General features: G+C 69.6%; 13 protein-coding genes. 2 read left to right on the top strand and 11 right to left on the bottom strand.

Annotated features, from left to right (window positions below):
• Positions 1-39 precede the first annotated feature (39 nt).
• Positions 40-354, bottom strand: coding sequence for a DUF6980 family protein (locus tag ACFYRY_RS20490; RefSeq protein WP_389147223.1), 315 nt, complete (start codon positions 352-354; stop codon positions 40-42).
• A gap of 187 nt (positions 355-541) precedes the next feature.
• On the opposite strand from ACFYRY_RS20490, the gene ACFYRY_RS20485 reads away from it, so the two are divergent.
• Positions 542-2,215: a DUF262 domain-containing protein gene (locus tag ACFYRY_RS20485; RefSeq protein WP_389147220.1), complete on the top strand. Its 1,674-nt coding sequence runs from the start codon at positions 542-544 to the stop codon at positions 2,213-2,215.
• 538 nt (positions 2,216-2,753) lie between these two features.
• The gene (locus ACFYRY_RS20480) at positions 2,754-3,539 is read left to right on the top strand and encodes a maleylpyruvate isomerase family mycothiol-dependent enzyme (RefSeq protein WP_389147217.1); all 786 of its coding nucleotides are present in this window, start codon (positions 2,754-2,756) and stop codon (positions 3,537-3,539) included.
• A 105-nt stretch (positions 3,540-3,644) separates the two neighbouring features.
• On the opposite strand, the gene ACFYRY_RS20475 is transcribed toward ACFYRY_RS20480, so the two are convergent.
• Genes ACFYRY_RS20475 through ACFYRY_RS20430 form a run of 10 tightly spaced genes read right to left on the bottom strand, consistent with a single transcriptional unit; the run spans position 3,645 to position 14,725 of the window.
• Positions 3,645-4,565 carry a sugar phosphate isomerase/epimerase family protein gene (locus tag ACFYRY_RS20475; protein WP_389147214.1) on the bottom strand — a complete coding sequence of 307 codons (921 nt, stop codon included), beginning with the start codon at positions 4,563-4,565 and terminating at the stop codon, positions 3,645-3,647.
• On the bottom strand, positions 4,562-5,854 hold the full coding sequence (locus tag ACFYRY_RS20470) for a Gfo/Idh/MocA family protein (RefSeq protein ID WP_389147211.1): 1,293 nt from the start codon (positions 5,852-5,854) through the stop codon (positions 4,562-4,564). Before ACFYRY_RS20470 ends, ACFYRY_RS20475 begins: the two co-directional genes overlap by 4 nt.
• The gene (locus ACFYRY_RS20465; protein WP_389147209.1) at positions 5,851-6,873 is read right to left on the bottom strand and encodes a sugar phosphate isomerase/epimerase family protein; all 1,023 of its coding nucleotides are present in this window, start codon (positions 6,871-6,873) and stop codon (positions 5,851-5,853) included. The genes ACFYRY_RS20470 and ACFYRY_RS20465 overlap by 4 nt, the downstream gene beginning before the upstream one ends.
• Positions 6,870-7,478, bottom strand: a complete 609-nt coding sequence (locus tag ACFYRY_RS20460; RefSeq protein ID WP_389147207.1) for a nucleoside deaminase — start codon at positions 7,476-7,478, stop codon at positions 6,870-6,872. The genes ACFYRY_RS20465 and ACFYRY_RS20460 overlap by 4 nt, the downstream gene beginning before the upstream one ends.
• Before the next feature lie 16 nt (positions 7,479-7,494).
• The gene (locus ACFYRY_RS20455; protein ID WP_389147204.1) at positions 7,495-9,021 is read right to left on the bottom strand and encodes a GMC oxidoreductase; all 1,527 of its coding nucleotides are present in this window, start codon (positions 9,019-9,021) and stop codon (positions 7,495-7,497) included.
• 60 nt (positions 9,022-9,081) lie between these two features.
• Positions 9,082-10,227 carry an ROK family protein gene (locus ACFYRY_RS20450; RefSeq protein WP_389147202.1) on the bottom strand — a complete coding sequence of 382 codons (1,146 nt, stop codon included), beginning with the start codon at positions 10,225-10,227 and terminating at the stop codon, positions 9,082-9,084.
• Positions 10,221-11,603: a carboxylesterase family protein gene (locus ACFYRY_RS20445; RefSeq protein ID WP_389147200.1), complete on the bottom strand. Its 1,383-nt coding sequence runs from the start codon at positions 11,601-11,603 to the stop codon at positions 10,221-10,223. The genes ACFYRY_RS20450 and ACFYRY_RS20445 overlap by 7 nt, the downstream gene beginning before the upstream one ends.
• Positions 11,604-11,620: 17 nt before the next feature.
• Positions 11,621-12,502: a carbohydrate ABC transporter permease gene (locus ACFYRY_RS20440; protein WP_389147198.1), complete on the bottom strand. Its 882-nt coding sequence runs from the start codon at positions 12,500-12,502 to the stop codon at positions 11,621-11,623.
• The gene (locus tag ACFYRY_RS20435; RefSeq protein WP_389147196.1) at positions 12,499-13,419 is read right to left on the bottom strand and encodes a carbohydrate ABC transporter permease; all 921 of its coding nucleotides are present in this window, start codon (positions 13,417-13,419) and stop codon (positions 12,499-12,501) included. Before ACFYRY_RS20435 ends, ACFYRY_RS20440 begins: the two co-directional genes overlap by 4 nt.
• 7 nt (positions 13,420-13,426) lie before the next feature.
• The gene (locus tag ACFYRY_RS20430) at positions 13,427-14,725 is read right to left on the bottom strand and encodes an extracellular solute-binding protein (protein ID WP_389147193.1); all 1,299 of its coding nucleotides are present in this window, start codon (positions 14,723-14,725) and stop codon (positions 13,427-13,429) included.
• Positions 14,726-14,995: the final 270 nt, after the last annotated feature.

Here is a 14,995-nt window from a genome sequence, read left to right as displayed (position 1 = left end):
TTGGGCGTGTATCGGAAGTGGCTCGAGACTGCTGGTTCGTTACTCCTGGTGCAGAGAGCCGAGCCAGCGGTCGTCCTGGAACTCGGCAGGCAGCTCGTCCTCCCAGGGATCGATCCCGAGGCGCTCCAGCTCGTCAAACCATCGGTTCCGCTGCGACTCGGGGAGGCGTCGTCCGCACCAGGGACAGAAGTCGATCGTGATGCTCGACGTGCCGCCGTCATGGATGATCAGCCCGTACTCCTGGAACTTGGCACTGAACTCAACCAGTGAGTCCGGGCAGGCGAAGGCGTCATCGTGCTGGCCGCAGAATACGTTCACGCGGCTGGTCATCGCCTCGCAGCAGTGGTTGGTCATGACCTTGGCTTCTCGTTGATCGGCATCGTGACCAGAAGTAGATCACGGTAATCGCTCCATGACCGGCGACGCTACGCCCAGCCCTTTCGGTCTCCGTGCCGTTACTGTGCCCGGGACTGGACCACAAGCATGTGCAGCTCGCGGGATTCCTTGGACACGACGTCAATAGCCCGTCCATCCTTGGGACATGCAGCAACTAGAGGCGCAGGAAGTTTCCCTACACAAGGTCTTCAGCAGTGACTACGACTTCCGGATTCCGGACTACCAACGGCCCTACGCCTGGGACGTCGAGCAGGCCGTTCAGCTGCTCACCGACTTGGAGGAGTCGCTGGACAGGGGAACGGACGAGCCGTACTTCCTCGGCTCCATCGTGCTCGTCAAGGCCAAGGGCGACGCGCCCGCCGAGGTCATCGACGGCCAGCAGCGCCTCACCACCCTGACCATCCTGCTCGCCCTCCTTCGCGACCTGACGGAGGATGCCGACCTGCGCAGCGATCTCGACAAACTGGTCACGGAGCCCGGCAACAAGGTCCGTCGGCTCGCTCCCAAGCCCCGGCTCACCCTGCGCAAGCGCGACGCGAGCTTCTTCCTCCAGTACGTCCAGACCAAGGGCGCCACCGAGGAACTGCGGGCCTTGAAGGAGGAGACGCTGCCGACGGACGCGCAAAAGGCCGTCCTGCGCAACGCCACGGCGCTGAACGCGATACTCGCCAGCTGGTCGGAGGACCGACGACTGGACCTCGTGCAGATGCTGGGCGAGCGCACCTTCCTGGTCGTCGTCAGCACCCCCGATCTGGACAGCGCCCACCGCATCTTCAGCGTGATGAACTCCCGGGGCATGGACCTTTCCCCCACGGACATCTTCAAGTCACACATCATCGGCGCTCTGGACGAGAAGACCTCGGAGGAGTGCGCCCGCAAGTGGGAAGACGCGGAGGAGGCCCTGGGGCGGGACGACTTCGCCGACCTCTTCCTTCACCTGCGCATGGTGTTCGCCATGAAGCGGGCAGAGCGCGAACTGCTCAAAGAATTTCCCGAGCAGGTGCTCAGCCACTACCTGCCCGGCAAGGCCGAGTCGTTCGTCAACGACGTCGTCGTGCCGTACGCGGACGCCTACGTGCAGATCCGCGACGCCAGCTACTCCGCGTCCTCCGGAGCGGAGCAGGTCAACGCCTGGTTCAAACGCCTCCAGCAGGTCGACAACAACGACTGGCGGCCCGCGGCCCTGTGGGCGCTGCGTAACCACGGCGACGACCCTGCCTGGCTCGACGGCTTCTTCGGTGCACTGGAGCGGCTGACGGCAAGCATGTTCATCCGCCGCGTCTACACCACTCCCCGCGTCACGCGTTACGCGGACCTCCTGCGCGAACTCGACGCGGGCAAGGGCTTGGACGCGACATCCTTCGCCCTGACGGACGCGGAAAAGGCCGAGACACTGGCACGTCTGGATGCTGACATCTACCTCGTCACCAGGACCCGTAAGTACATCCTGCTGCGCCTGGACGAGATGCTGGCCGGAAAGCCCGGAGTCTCGTACGACCACGCCCTGATCACCGTCGAGCACGTGCTGCCGCAGAATCCGAAGCAGGGGTCGCAGTGGCTGCGGAACTTCACCGACGAGCAGCGCGGAGAGTGGACGCACCGACTGGGCAACCTCGTCCTGCTCAACCGGACGAAGAACGCCTACGCCCAGAACTACGACTTCCCTGAGAAGAAGGCCAAGTACTTCACCGGCAGGCACGGCGTCTCCACGTTCGCCCTGACCAGCCAGGTGTTGCAGCACCAGGAGTGGGCGCCGACCCTGCTGCAGAAGCGGCAACGGCGGCTCCTGGGGCTGCTGGCCGACGAGTGGGATCTCTGAGAAGTCCGGCTCCCGTCGGCAGGACGTACCGCGCCCAGACCGTCTTGCCGGGGCCGTCCCGGCGCGGGTGCCAGTCCCAGCGGTCGGCGAGGTGCTCCACCAGGAGTTGCAGGACCGGACCCCGCTGCTGGCCGGCATCTCGGCCTTGATGACGGGCAGTCGAAGATTGCGAAGGCTCCCGCCCAAGGAGGTCCGATGCCCATGACTGCCCCCCTTGCCTACAAGGGGCTCGACCTGATGCCGACGTGGTTTGTCGTCCTGGTCGCGGTGCTGGCTGCGATCGGGATCGTCCTGGCCCGTCGACGGGGACGTTGAGGGCCAGTCCCGAACAGGCGGAGGCGAGCCACTGTTCAACAGCCGCTGGAGACAGAGCAGCTCGCCGGTCCCGCGTCGCGGACGAGTGCCAGACGTCAACGGGCGTTTGAGATCACGCCTCCGTAGGCCCCGCCGGCAATACTCAAGCATCGGTGTACCTGGACAGATGTGAAGGGCTGGTCCACCCTTCACGGTTATGACCGCCCCTCATCGTGAGACTGCCATGCGATCGCGGCTGCCTGAAGCCATTTGTGTCGTAGCCGAGGAGATAGCCGGGCTGCTCCGCTCCTGTTCAGATGCCACGGTCCCCATTCCTGGGGCTGAGTGGACGGTTGGAGAGTCCGCGGCGCATCTGGTCCTGGCCAACGAGTTGATGGCTGCTGTCGCCGCAGGGCGTGAGCTGGTGTACGGCGACGGCACACCAGGGGGACTTGCGGCGGCCAACGCCGCCTCGCTGGTTGCCTTCCCCGAACGTGACACATCCGTCCTGGCGGGCGGCCTCGTCCAGCACGCGCGGGCATTCACCGAGGCGGCCGGCCCGCGGCCGGCGGACACACCGACGGTGACACCTCTGGGGCCCATGGACCTGGGAACCCTGAGCTCCTACCTGCTGACCCACATGCTCGGGCACGGCTACGACATCGCAGTGGCACTTGGTCGACCACACATGATCGACCGTGACAGGGTCGAATTGGCGATGCCGTTTCTGATCACTGCGATGCCCCGTGTCGTCGACGCGGGAGCGGCCGCCGGTCAAAGTGCCTGCTACGAGCTGAGGTTGCGCGGCCTGTCCCGGTTCACGGTGACGTTCACCAACGGCACGGTGGCCGTGCACGCCGAGCCCCCGCGCCGTCCCGACTGCACGATCATGATCGACCCGATCACGTTCTTCCTGATCGCCCTGGGCAGGCGCAGCGCCACCGGCGCAATCGCCCGCGGCAAGGTCCTCGCCTGGGGACGCAAGCCCTGGCTCGCGCCGGGCTTCCCCGCACTGTTCACCGCACCATGACGGATGCCTGCCTGGCCGCGACGGGGCGGACGTCGCCTGTCGGCCGGCCTCTTTCTCGTGGGGTGGGTGACGACGCTGATCGTCACCCGTGACAGGACAGAACACCTAGGGCTCGATGAGCGGGCTCAGCGTCCGGTGCGCGATCCTCAGCCCCTGTTTCACCTTGTCCGGGGTACCGCCCCACACCGGGTCCTCGTGTTCGACGGAGACCGTGCCGGTGTAGCCCAGGTCGTGGAAGCGGTCGATGACGCGGCGCCAGTCGATCTCACCCAGGCCGGGGACGCGGTAGCGCCACCAGCCTGTCGCCCAGGGGTCGCCACCCTTGTCGACGATGCCGTAGAAGCCGTAGCGGTTGCGCTTTCCCGGGAACAGCTCCACGTCCTTGGCCTGCGTGTGGACGATCCGGTCGAGGTACGGCGCGATGGTCTCAAGAGGGTCGATGCCGATCCATGTCAGGTGCGAGGGATCCCAGTTGAGGTAGAGGCCCAGGTCGAACATCCACTCCCACAGCTCGGGTGAGTAGGCGAGGTTGCCCGGGTAGCCGTCGGGGTGCCAGCCCTCCATCACACAGTTCTCGATCACGATCCTGACGCCGCGCTCGCCCGCGTAGTCCACCAACTCGGGCAGCACCCTCTCGCCCTCGCGCAGGTTCTCCAGCACGCTGAGGCGCGGGTCGCGGCCGATGAACGTACCGACCGAGTCCACGCCGAGGCGTGCCGCCGTGTCGATCGCGTGCATGAGGTGGGTGCGGATCGACTCGCGGGTCGCCGGGTCCGGATGCAGGTTGTTCTCGTAGTACGCCAGTGAGCTGATCGTCAGTTGGGTGCGGTCGAGGAGCTCACGGGTGCGCTGCTCGTCGGCGTCCGTGAAGGTGGCGACCGGGAGGTGCGAGGCCTCGAAGTCGCGGCCACCCGTACGGGGCCACACCGCCACCTCGAGGGCCTGGTAGCCCTCTGCCACGGCCCAGTCGGCGATCTCGTCCAGGGGCAGGCCGGGCAGGCAGGCCGTCAGGAATCCCAGCTTCATCGCAGGTGTCCTCCGTGTTCTCCATGCACCTCGGTCAGGTCATCGGTCAGGTCATCGGTGGGTGCCGCGTCGTCCACGGGTGTCCATGCGCGTCGCGCCGCCGAGGTCATGACCGCGTCGACCAGGCGGGCCGAGCGCAGCCCGTCCAGTACCGTCGGCAGGCCCTCGGGGTGGTCGCCGCGGACGGCCGCGTAGGTGTCCTTGACGAAGTTCTCGAAACACTCCGGGTAACCCTGCGGGTGCCCAGCCGGTACGACCGAGAGGCGGGCGGCGTCGGGCGAGTTGACGGACGGGTCGCGTACCAGCGTCTCGGTCCGGTCCGCGCGGCCCAGCCACAGGGACTCGGGGAGCTCCTGGTCGAAGACGGCGCTGGCGTGGGCTCCGTCGAGTTCGAACCACAGCCGGTTCTTACGGCCCGCCGACACCTGGGAGACCGTCACCGACACCAGTACCCCCTCGGCCGTACGGCCGACGACCGCGAGGGCGTCCTCCGTCGTGACCGTGACGCGGCCCGCGTCGGAGGGGGCCCCGCCCCGGAACGTCGGGCCGCTCACGCGGGGCCGCTCGGCCACCGTCGTGGTCGTCTCGGCGAGCAGTTCGGCGACCCGGACCCCGGCCACCCATTCGACCAGGTCGAACCAGTGCGACCCGATGTCGGCGAACGCCCGCGACGCACCGCCGGCCACCGGATCCACACGCCAGCTGGTGCTCTCCGGGGACAGCAGCCAGTCCTGGAGGTATGACCCGTGCAGGAGCTGCCAGGCGCCGAATTCGCCCGCCGCGACACGCGCCCGCAACTCGCGGACCATGGGGTGGTAGCGGTAGACGAACGGCACGGTGACGATCCGGCCCGCCGACTCGGCCGTTTCCGCGAGGAGCCGGGCATCGGCCGGGGTCGTCGCGAGGGGTTTCTCGCATATGACGTGCTTGCCGGCCCGCAGGGCGGCGGCCGCCTGGCTGACGTGCAGGTGGTTGGGGGTGCAGACGTGGACGACGTCGATCGTGTCGTCGCTCAGGACGGCATCGAGGTCCGGGTACCCGACATCGACCCGCCACCGCTCGGCCGCCGCGATGCTGCGCTCCGCCGTGGAGGACAGGACGCCGACGACCTCGGCCCCGCTCGCGCGTGCGCTGCGCAGGTGGACGTCGCCGATCATGCCCGCGCCGAGGACGGCGACCCGCAGGCGCGGGATGCGCCGCGCCCGGACGGTTGCCGGAGTGGGGGCGGACCACGTGTGCGTGCCGTCGGTGGAGGGTGCGGGCGGGGAGTGCCCGATGGGAGCCGTCATGCCTGGTCCTCCCTTTCGATTTCGATGTGCGGCGGCGTGTGGTCGCCGGCCGCCGGCCACGTCCGGGCCTCCTCCACAACGGCCCGTCCCGCCCGCAGAGCGGCAACGGGATCAGCCGCCTCGTCCAGCTCGACGAGCACGATGCCGGCGCCGGGCGTACCGGACATCGCCTCGGCCCATGCTCTCCAGTCCACGATGCCGGTACCCAGTTCGGTCATGTAGGGCTGCTGCTGGGCGAAGACGGTGTCGTCGATGGTGAGGTGGACGTCGATCGGCCTGACGGCGTCCTTCCAGTGCGCGAGCGCGACGCGCTGGGAGTGGCGGCGGGCGACGGCGACGGGGTCACCTCCCCCGAGCGCGATGTGGCAGGAGTCGGGGCACAGCCACACGTAGCGCGGATCGGTCAGGGTCATGAACAGGTCAATGTCCCGCTCGTACCACAGGGTGCTGTTGGACTCCGTGTGGAAGGCGAGCTTCACGCCGTACCGGGAGACGGCCTCCCCGACCATGTGGGCGATGTCGGCCATCCGGGTCATGTACGTGGCGTCGACGAAGAAGGGCGGGCGGGTTCCGTACGTCGTCCGCATGGGCAGTGAGGCGACGAGCAGTTGCGCCCCCACCTCGGCGAGGAAGGCGGCGCGTCGCTCGGCGTCGGCGACGATCGCGGGCAGGTTGCCGGCCTGCCGCCAGTCGGGGGCGTCGCTGCCGGCGATGAACGCGCTCACCACGGACAGGCCGCGGGCCGCGAGCTCGCGGCGGAAGGAGTCCGCGCTGCCGAAGGCGCGCAGAGCCGAGTCGATGTCGCCGGGCGGGAAGGTCAGCTCCAGGCCGGTGATCCCGGCCTCCGCGAGCGCGTCCATCACTCGTTCCCAGAAGGGCCGTGGATGGTCGCGGGCCCAGTCGCGCAGGGCCTCGGCGGAGTCCAGTCCCCAGAAGTCCGGGTGGTAGAAGGTGACGACGTCGGTCGCGAAGCGCGGTGCCGGTGGTGCCGGCGGTGTCGGCGGTGTCAGCGGTGTCATGCGGCGCCTCCGCGGGCGTTGTAGACGGTGACGCCGTCGGCGTCGACGGCGTCCCGGTAGGCGCGGAACACGGCAAGCGCCTCCTCCCGCAGCACATCCCGTACGACCTTGATGCCGCGTGCCTCGAACTGCTCGGCCCAGTCCGAGCCGAGCGGGCCCTCGTCGAAGGTCGTGATCTCCTCCAGGTCCGGCCCCTCACCCGCGACCACGAGACCACGCACCCCGGACCACATCGCCGCGCCGTAACACTGCACGCACGGACGCCAGTTCACGACCAGCTCGTGCGCCGGCATGCCCTCGCCGCCGAGGTCCCAGCCGCCGGTCGCCGTCTGGGCCAGTCCGAGCGCGACGACCTCGGCGTGCGCGCTGGAGACACCGGAGGCGAGCACCACGTTCACGCCGACCGAGACGATCCGGCCGGTGTCCTGCTCGGCGACGAGCGCCGCGAACGGACCGCCGTTGCCCTCGCGCCAGTTGCGGTCGGCGAGGCGGTGCACGAGGCGCATGCGGTCGCCGCGGTCGGGAATGACGGCGGGCACATCGGCGAGTTCGTCGTCGATCCACGGGGGCAGCGCCACGCGGTATTCCTTCGAGATGTCCATCATGGGTGGGGGATTCCTCTCAGTGGGCGGCGGGCGCGGTGACGCGTTCGGCGACGGCGCGAGCGGCCCGTACGGCGGTCACCGCGCCGGCCAGCGTGACGTTGGCGGCCATCGCGCTGGGGATCACGCCGTTGCCCGCCAGGTACAGGTTGTCGAAGTCCCACACGCGGCCGTCGGGGTCGCACACGCTGGTGCCGTCGTCGGCGGTGCCGGCCCGGACGGTGCCGGTCTGGTGCAGCGACGAGCCGGGCGAGAGCAGGGCCAGTTCGGTCTCGGGATCGAACGTGCCGAACTCCTCGGCGAGCGACCGGACTTCGTCCAGTGCCCGGCCGATCAGCGTGCGGTCGGCGTCGGAGTAGCCGAACTCGACGGTGATCCGTGGCATTCCGGCGAGGTCGGTCCGGGATTCCGAGAACACGAGCCGGTTCTCGGGGCGTGACTCGACGGGGGCGTACAGCGACAGGCCCACCGAGTGCGCCAGGGGGCGGCCGGCCCCGTCCACATACGTGCGGTTCATGATCTGACCGTGGAACGGCTGCGCCGCTCCGTTCTGCGGCAGCCAGAGCGAGTCCGAGGCGAACTCGCCGGGGCGCGGCAGGGGCAGGGCGTCGAGGCCGATGCCGAACCGGTCGAGGTCGAGCAGCACCCGGGCGCTGATGAACGCGTGCTCGTTGAGGTGACGCCCCAGCGCCTCGGGCCGTATGCCGGACGCGAACAGCAGCTGCGGGGTGCGCAGCGCGTCGGCGCACACCACCACGGCGTCCGCCAGGAGTTCCGACTCGGCCCCGTCGGCCACGCGACGCAGCCGGGCGCCGGCGACCCGGCCGCCCTCGGTGACGAGGGCCGTGGCGAGGGTGCCGGTCAGGAGCGTGAAAGAAGGGTCCCCGCCGGTCGCGATCGGGGGGAAGATCGTCCCCGGAGCCGTGCGCGGCATGGGTCCCGCCGGTGTCACGGTGACCGCCATGGGCATCGGCTGCGGCTGCCGGTCGTCCGGTCCGACGCCGTCGAAGCGCCGGCCCAGTACGTCGAGCACCATCCGGCCGACCCGGGTCGGCCCGATCGCGGCGGGCGTGACCGCGAGCAGTCGGCGCGCGGTGTCCAGATCCCTCGCCCAGCGGTCCGGGTCGCCGAAGTCGAACACCTCGTCCCCAGCGGGCCAGGGGGTCGCGGCGGTCCAGTGCACGCCCATGCCGCCCGCGTTCCACGCGAGCGCGGCAGCCGGCATCGCCTCGGCGTCCTCGCCGAAGGCGAGCGCGTGGAACATGCCGGGCTGGAGGCCGGTGATGCTGTCCGCGACGTCGCGGACCACTTCGGCACCCGTGTACAGGCCCTGGACACCGGTGGCGACCCGGTCGTTGTAGCGGGACCAGAGGGCCGGGTCGTCGAGGTCGTGCAGGTGCAGGCCGGGGGCCGCTCCGATCGGCTGGCCGCCGTCGACCATGGTGATGTCCAGCGCCGGATCGGTGTCCCGCAGCAGTCGGGTCACGACGGATCCCATGATGCCGCTGCCCACGATGAGAACGCCGGTCCTACTGGTGCCGGTCATGGTCGGACTCCTGTCCTCTGTCATTGGGTGGTGAGGGGAGAGTGCGGGTGGGGTGCGCGATCACGCGCTCGGGACGAGCGGGCCGAACAGCTCGGTGTCCATGTGGTCGAGCACCAACTTGACGGCGCCGATGAGCGGGGCGTCGGAGCCCAGTACGGTGGCGTGCAGCTCGACGGCAGGGGTACGGGCGCCGCGCATCGCCTCGCGCACCCGGGGCAGCAGCACATCGGACGCGTCCTCCAGGCCGCCGCCGAGCACGATGAGTGACGGTGCGAGCGTCCACGACAGGGTGGTGAGGATCGACGCGATGTTCCCCACGAACTCGTCGACCTCCGCGAGCGCTGCCGCATCGCCTTCCCGAGCCGCGGCGAAGCGGCCGGCCGCAACACGCCGCTGGGCAGGATCCGGCGAGGTCAGCCACGCCACGGGGCGGTCCTCGACCGAGCCGGCCCGCAAAGACACCGCCTCGACGATCTCACCCGCCGCGCCGTCGAGGCCGCGGTGCACCTCACCGCGGATGAGGATGCCGAGGCCGGCCCGGTTCCCGAGCATCGCCCATACGACGTTGTCGTGGTCACCGGCCACACCCCGCCAACGCTCGGCGAGCGCACCGAGATTGGTGTCGTTGTCCGCGAACCAGGGCACCCCGATGCGCCGCCCGAGTTCCTTGGGCAGCTGCACGCCTTCCCATCGCGTGGTGTGCACCAGGCGTCGTACGACGCCGTCGTCGTCTATCGCGCCACCGCTTGCGATCGCGCCGGCCCGCAGCCGGTCGACCGACCCGCCCGCGTCGTCGAGCGCCTCAAGCACCAGCGCCGCCGCGTCATCGAGCGTGGCCTGCGGATCCTGATAGGCGCGCAGCGGCCGGTGCGCCCGGCCGACGATGCGGCCGCGCACATCGGCGACGACCGCGGACACGTCCAGGGTGGTGACGCGCACCGCCGCCAGCAGCGCGTGCTCGGCCCGCAGCTCGTACCGGCGAGCGGGGCGCCCGGCGCAGCCGGTCACCGGCAGCCGGTCGAGTTCGCTCACCCAGCCCGCGTCGACGAGCGCGTCCAGGATGAGTTCGATGGTGCGGCGGGACAGGCCGACCCGTTCGGCGAGCTCGGCCAGCGTCACCGGCCCGGCCGACACCGCCAGCGCGCGAAGGATCACCGAGGTGTTGACCCGTCGGACAGCGCTCTGGTTCATCCCGGGCATCAGCATTCCTCCGCCGCTTCGGACACCACCGGTACCACCGGGTCGAACACGCCTGTGGTGTCGGCCGCGGGCGCCGCCCCGGGCCTGCCGTACTCGCGAGCGGGATCGCCGGGCCTCCCGGTCGCCGACTCCCAGGCCGGCGACCGGCCGTGGACGAACGCGACCAGGTCGCCGTGCATGGACGTGGCGAGTTGCGCGGGCGGTCTTGCTCCGAGGGCCTGGGCGGTACCCGGCGCGTCGAGTACGTCGAAGAAGAACGGAATGTCGACACAGTGCACGGCGCCACCGAGTACCGGGGAGGGCCACTCGAAGGAATACAGCCAGGTGCCGGCGGGGGCGTCGCGACGTGAGGCAGCCGCGCGCGGACAGGCTGCGCGGAACAGGGTGTCGGTCACACGGGTGCCCGCCGCGCGGGCGGCGGCATCGCGGATGCCCGGGGTGCCGCCGTCGAACTCGTCGCCCGTCGCGCCGAGCAGCAGCGGTACGCCGCCCCCGTGTACGGCCAGTCCATCGGCGATGGGCACCGGAAGGATGTCGTCGCCAACGACCGGACCGAGCACGAGCGGGCCGTCGCTCCGTTCGCTCCGCAGCAGGTGGACACCTCGCTGAACGCGGTCCACGGTGAGGCCGCCGAAGCCGGCGCGGGTCGGCGGCACGCCGAGCCGGTCCCCGAGCCGCACGAGGAAGTCGCGCGCGGCGCCTTCACCCACCTCGAACAAACCGCCGGACAGACTGACCGCGCGGTGGAAGCGGCGGCCGGCGGCCGGTGACGAGAGCAGGGCCAGCACCGCCCCGCCTCCCGCCGACTGGCCGGCGACGGTGACCCGGCCCGGATCACCGCCGAACGCCGCGATGTTCTCCTGTACCCAGTCGAGCGCGAGCAGCAGGTCGCGCAGCCCGAGGTTGGTGGGGACACCGTCCAGCGGGCCGAAACCGTCGACGCCCAGCCGGTAGCCGACGGTGACGCACACGACACCGTCGCGGGCGAAGGCGCGGCCGTCGTACCACGGGCTGGCCGGGCTGCCGGCCAAAAAGCCGCCGCCGTGGATCCACACCAGCACCGGGAAGGGAGCGCGGTCGTCGTCCGGGTCAGGAGCGACGACGCCGAGGTTCAGTACGTCGTCACCGGGCAGGGAGGGCTCCGGGATCGTGGTCGTCTCGAACAGGGGTACGGTCTGCGAGGTGGCACCGTGCCGGGACGCGTCGAACGGTTCCGTGAACCGGCCGCGTGGGACCGGGGCCGCGAACCGCCGCGCACCGATGGGTGCTTCGGCGAACGGGATGCCGAGGAATCGCCGGATCCGGCCGGTGCGGCGGCCGACGACCGTTCCGGCGGGAGCGTGGACGGTGACCGGCTCGCCGGGCGCGTCGAGTGAGTGCATGCGGTCGTCCAACGGGGTCACCGCATTCCCGTTCCGGAGATGCCCTGCACGAAGTAGCGCTGGAGGAACAGGAAGAGCAGGAGCACCGGCAGCATCACGACGATCGCGCCGGCGAGCATCAGGCCGTAGTCGGTGACGTGCGCGGCGGCCTGGCTGGTGGCGGCGAGCCCCACCGGCAGCGTGTAGCTGGAGGTGCTCTGAGCGACGATGAGCGGCCAGATGAAGTTGTTCCACGAGTAGAGGAACGACATGATCGTGATCGTCGCGACAGCCGGGCCTGCCATCGGGAGGAAGATCCGGAAGAAGATCCGGAACTCGCCCGCCCCGTCGATCCGGGCCGCTTCCAGCAGTTCGTCGGGGATCGACATGGCGTACTGCCGCATGATGAAGACCGACAACGGCAACGCCACACTGGGCAGAGCGATACCGGCGAGGGTGTCCGCCAGGTCCAGGTCGACCGTGATCACGAACTGGGTGACGAACACCGTGGTGAACGGCACCATCATCGCCGCCATGACCGCCCCGAACGCGATCCGCTTGCCCGCGAAGTCCAGCTTCGCGAGCGCGTACCCGGCGGCCGATGCCGCCACGATGTTGCCGGCCACCACGATGACGGCGACGACGACGCTGTTCACCAGGAACCGGCCGAAACCCTCGGTTCCGAACAGCCGGGTGAAGTTGTCGAGGGTGACGTCGTGCGGAAGCCACGCACCGGGGTCGGAGCGGATCTCGTCCAGGCTGCGCAGCGAGCCGCTGATCACCCAGACGAACGGCAGCATCGTCAGCAGCGCGCACAGCACGAGCGCGGTGTACAACAGGGGACGGGCGACGGACCGACGGCGTACGTGCGTCCGGTCGCCTGCCATCTCGGCATTCCGCGGTGCGGCGATGGTGGTCATGCGCGGGGCCTCAGCATTCGGAACTGGACGATGCTCACCAACGTCACGAGGAGGAGCATCACGAAGGAGGCCGCCGAGGACATGCCGAACTCGCCGACCCCGAACTGGTGGTAGGTGTACAGCGCCACCGACTCGGTGGAGCCCAGCGGGCCGCCGTCGGTGAGCAGGTACGGCTCGTCGAACACCTGGAGGTAGAAGACGGTCAGCAGGACCGACACCAGGAGGGTGGTGGGCAGCAGCAGCGGCAGGGTGATGTGCCTGAGCTGCCGCCAGGGCCCGGCGCCGTCGAGGGAGGCGGCCTCGTAGACGTCCTTGGGAATCGCCTGCAGACCGGCGAGGAACAGCACCATCGCGATGCCGAAGTTGCGCCAGACACCGAGCAGGATGACCACCGGCATGGCCAGGTGCGTGTCGTCCAGCCAGTTCGGCCCGGCGAAACCGACGGCGCCGAGCACCTTGTTGACGGTGCCGTCGGCGTTGAAGGCGTACTGCCAGATCAGTGCCACCGCCACGACGTTGGTGACGACCGGCGCGAAGAACACGGTGCGGAAGGTGCCGCGCAGCCGCCGGATGCCGGAGTTGAGCGCGACGGCCAGCGCGAAACCGGTCCCCATGGTCAGGGGCACACCGACGGCCACGAAGAGGACGGTGTTGAGGATGTCCCGCAGGAAGGCCGCGTCCTGGAACAGGCGCACATAGTTCTCGAGTCCCACGAGATTCACCGAGAACGGGTTCCGCAGATCCGCACCCCGCAGATCGGTCAGGCTGAACCCGAGCGCGGCGACGGTGGGTATTGCCGTGTAGAGCAGGAACACCAGGGTGAACGGCGCGAGGAACAGCCAGGCGACAGCCGTTCGGCGGGCGCCCCGGGGCCGACGCGACCTGCGCGGCGTCGTCGGCCCGATGGCGGCGGTCATCCGGGGATCACCCCTTGCCCGTGCCGAGGCTCTGGGCGTACGACTGGACGTTCGCGGCGGCCTTCTCGGCGGTTCCCTTGCCCTTGGCCACGGCTTCCATCTCCTTGCCCAGCCGCGTGGCGACCTGCTGCCATGTGCTCACCCGCGGAAACGCCCGGGTGTTCTTCAGCTGCGCGAGGAAGGCGTCCAGCAGTGGCTGGCTCGCGATGGCCGGGGCGGCCCAGGCGGAGGCGACGGCCGGCAGCGAGCTGTACGCCTTGTACTGCGCGACCTGCGTGCCCGGCTCGGAGACGTACCGGATGAGCTTCCACGCCGCGTCCGCGTTGCCGCTGTCGGCGAGCACGCCCCAGCTGCCCCCCGCGGAGAACGAGACACTGCCCGACGACCCGGCCGGCAGGGGTGCGGTGGCGACGTGGGCCGCCGTCCAGCCCTCCTTCTTCGCGACCGCGTCGAGCTGACCGACGACCCACGGGCCCGTGATCATGCAGGCGGTCTTGCCCGACACGAAGTACGGCTGCGCATCGAGGAACGTGGGCCCACTGGTGTCGGCGACGCCCGAGGTGAAGAACGACGCGTTGTACTTGATCGCGTCGACCATCTCCGGTGTGTCGAGAGTCCACTTGCCGCCGGACGAGAGCAGCGACCCACCCGCCTGCCACGCGTACATCGCGACATCCTGGCCGTTGAAGATGTCCCAGCCGATGTCCGCCCCGAGGCCGTGCCCGGCGCCGGCGCGCTGGAGCGCCTTGAAGAACGGCGTCATCTCGTCCCATGTCGCCGGCGGCTTGACACCCGCCTTCTTGGCGAGGTCGGAGCGGTAGACGAGCGCGTAGGTGTAGGCGTACCAGGGCACCGTGTAGGCGACGTTCTTCACCACACCGGCGGCCCACAGGCTCTCGAAGAAGGCGGACGGGTCGACGAGGCCGTCCGGGACGGGCTGCAGGATCGACGGATCGAGGAACTGCGCCTGCGACTCGGGGAAGAACTGGGCGACATCGGGTCCCTTGCCCGCCGCGATCGCCGACTGGAGCTTGGTGTAGTACTCGGCGTTCGGAATCAGCGTGAACTTCACATCGAGGTCGGGATTCGCGGCCTTGAAGGGCTTGATGACCTTGTCGAGCACGTCGGCATCGCCCTGGGCGGCCCAGACGTCGACGGTTCCCTTGGCCGGGGAGTTGTCGATGGACTTGGCGGCGGCGGGCGCGGCGTCGTCACCGCCGCGACCGCAGCCTGCCAGGGCGAAGCTGCCGAGGAGAGCTGTGCCGGCGGTCAGGCGAAGGACACCGCGTCTGGAGGGGTTGGTCACGCTGGGCTCCTGTCTCATGGGCGATGAGCACAGTGGGGATTTCTGGGAAAGTAGCGATTTTGGTCCGATGGGACCTGATGGGGGTGATAGGCCTGATAGGGGTGATCACCCCATAACGGCGTGTGGGTGACCGTATGGGCGATGGGTTGCGACGGCATCGCGGATCCGTCACGGTGAAATTTCGGAACTTGTAGCAAAATCCCTTGGGTCCGCATTCGGGCCCTGTGCAGCCACGCACATCGATCCGGTTCCGGTACCTGCCGAAAACCT

It is taken from the genome of Streptomyces sp. NPDC005263 (assembly GCF_042872365.1).
In the GTDB taxonomy this organism is placed as follows: Bacteria; Actinomycetota; Actinomycetes; order Streptomycetales; family Streptomycetaceae; genus Streptomyces.
The sequence above is the reverse complement of the archived record's forward strand: the minus strand, read 5'-3'. Positions and strand labels throughout refer to the sequence as shown.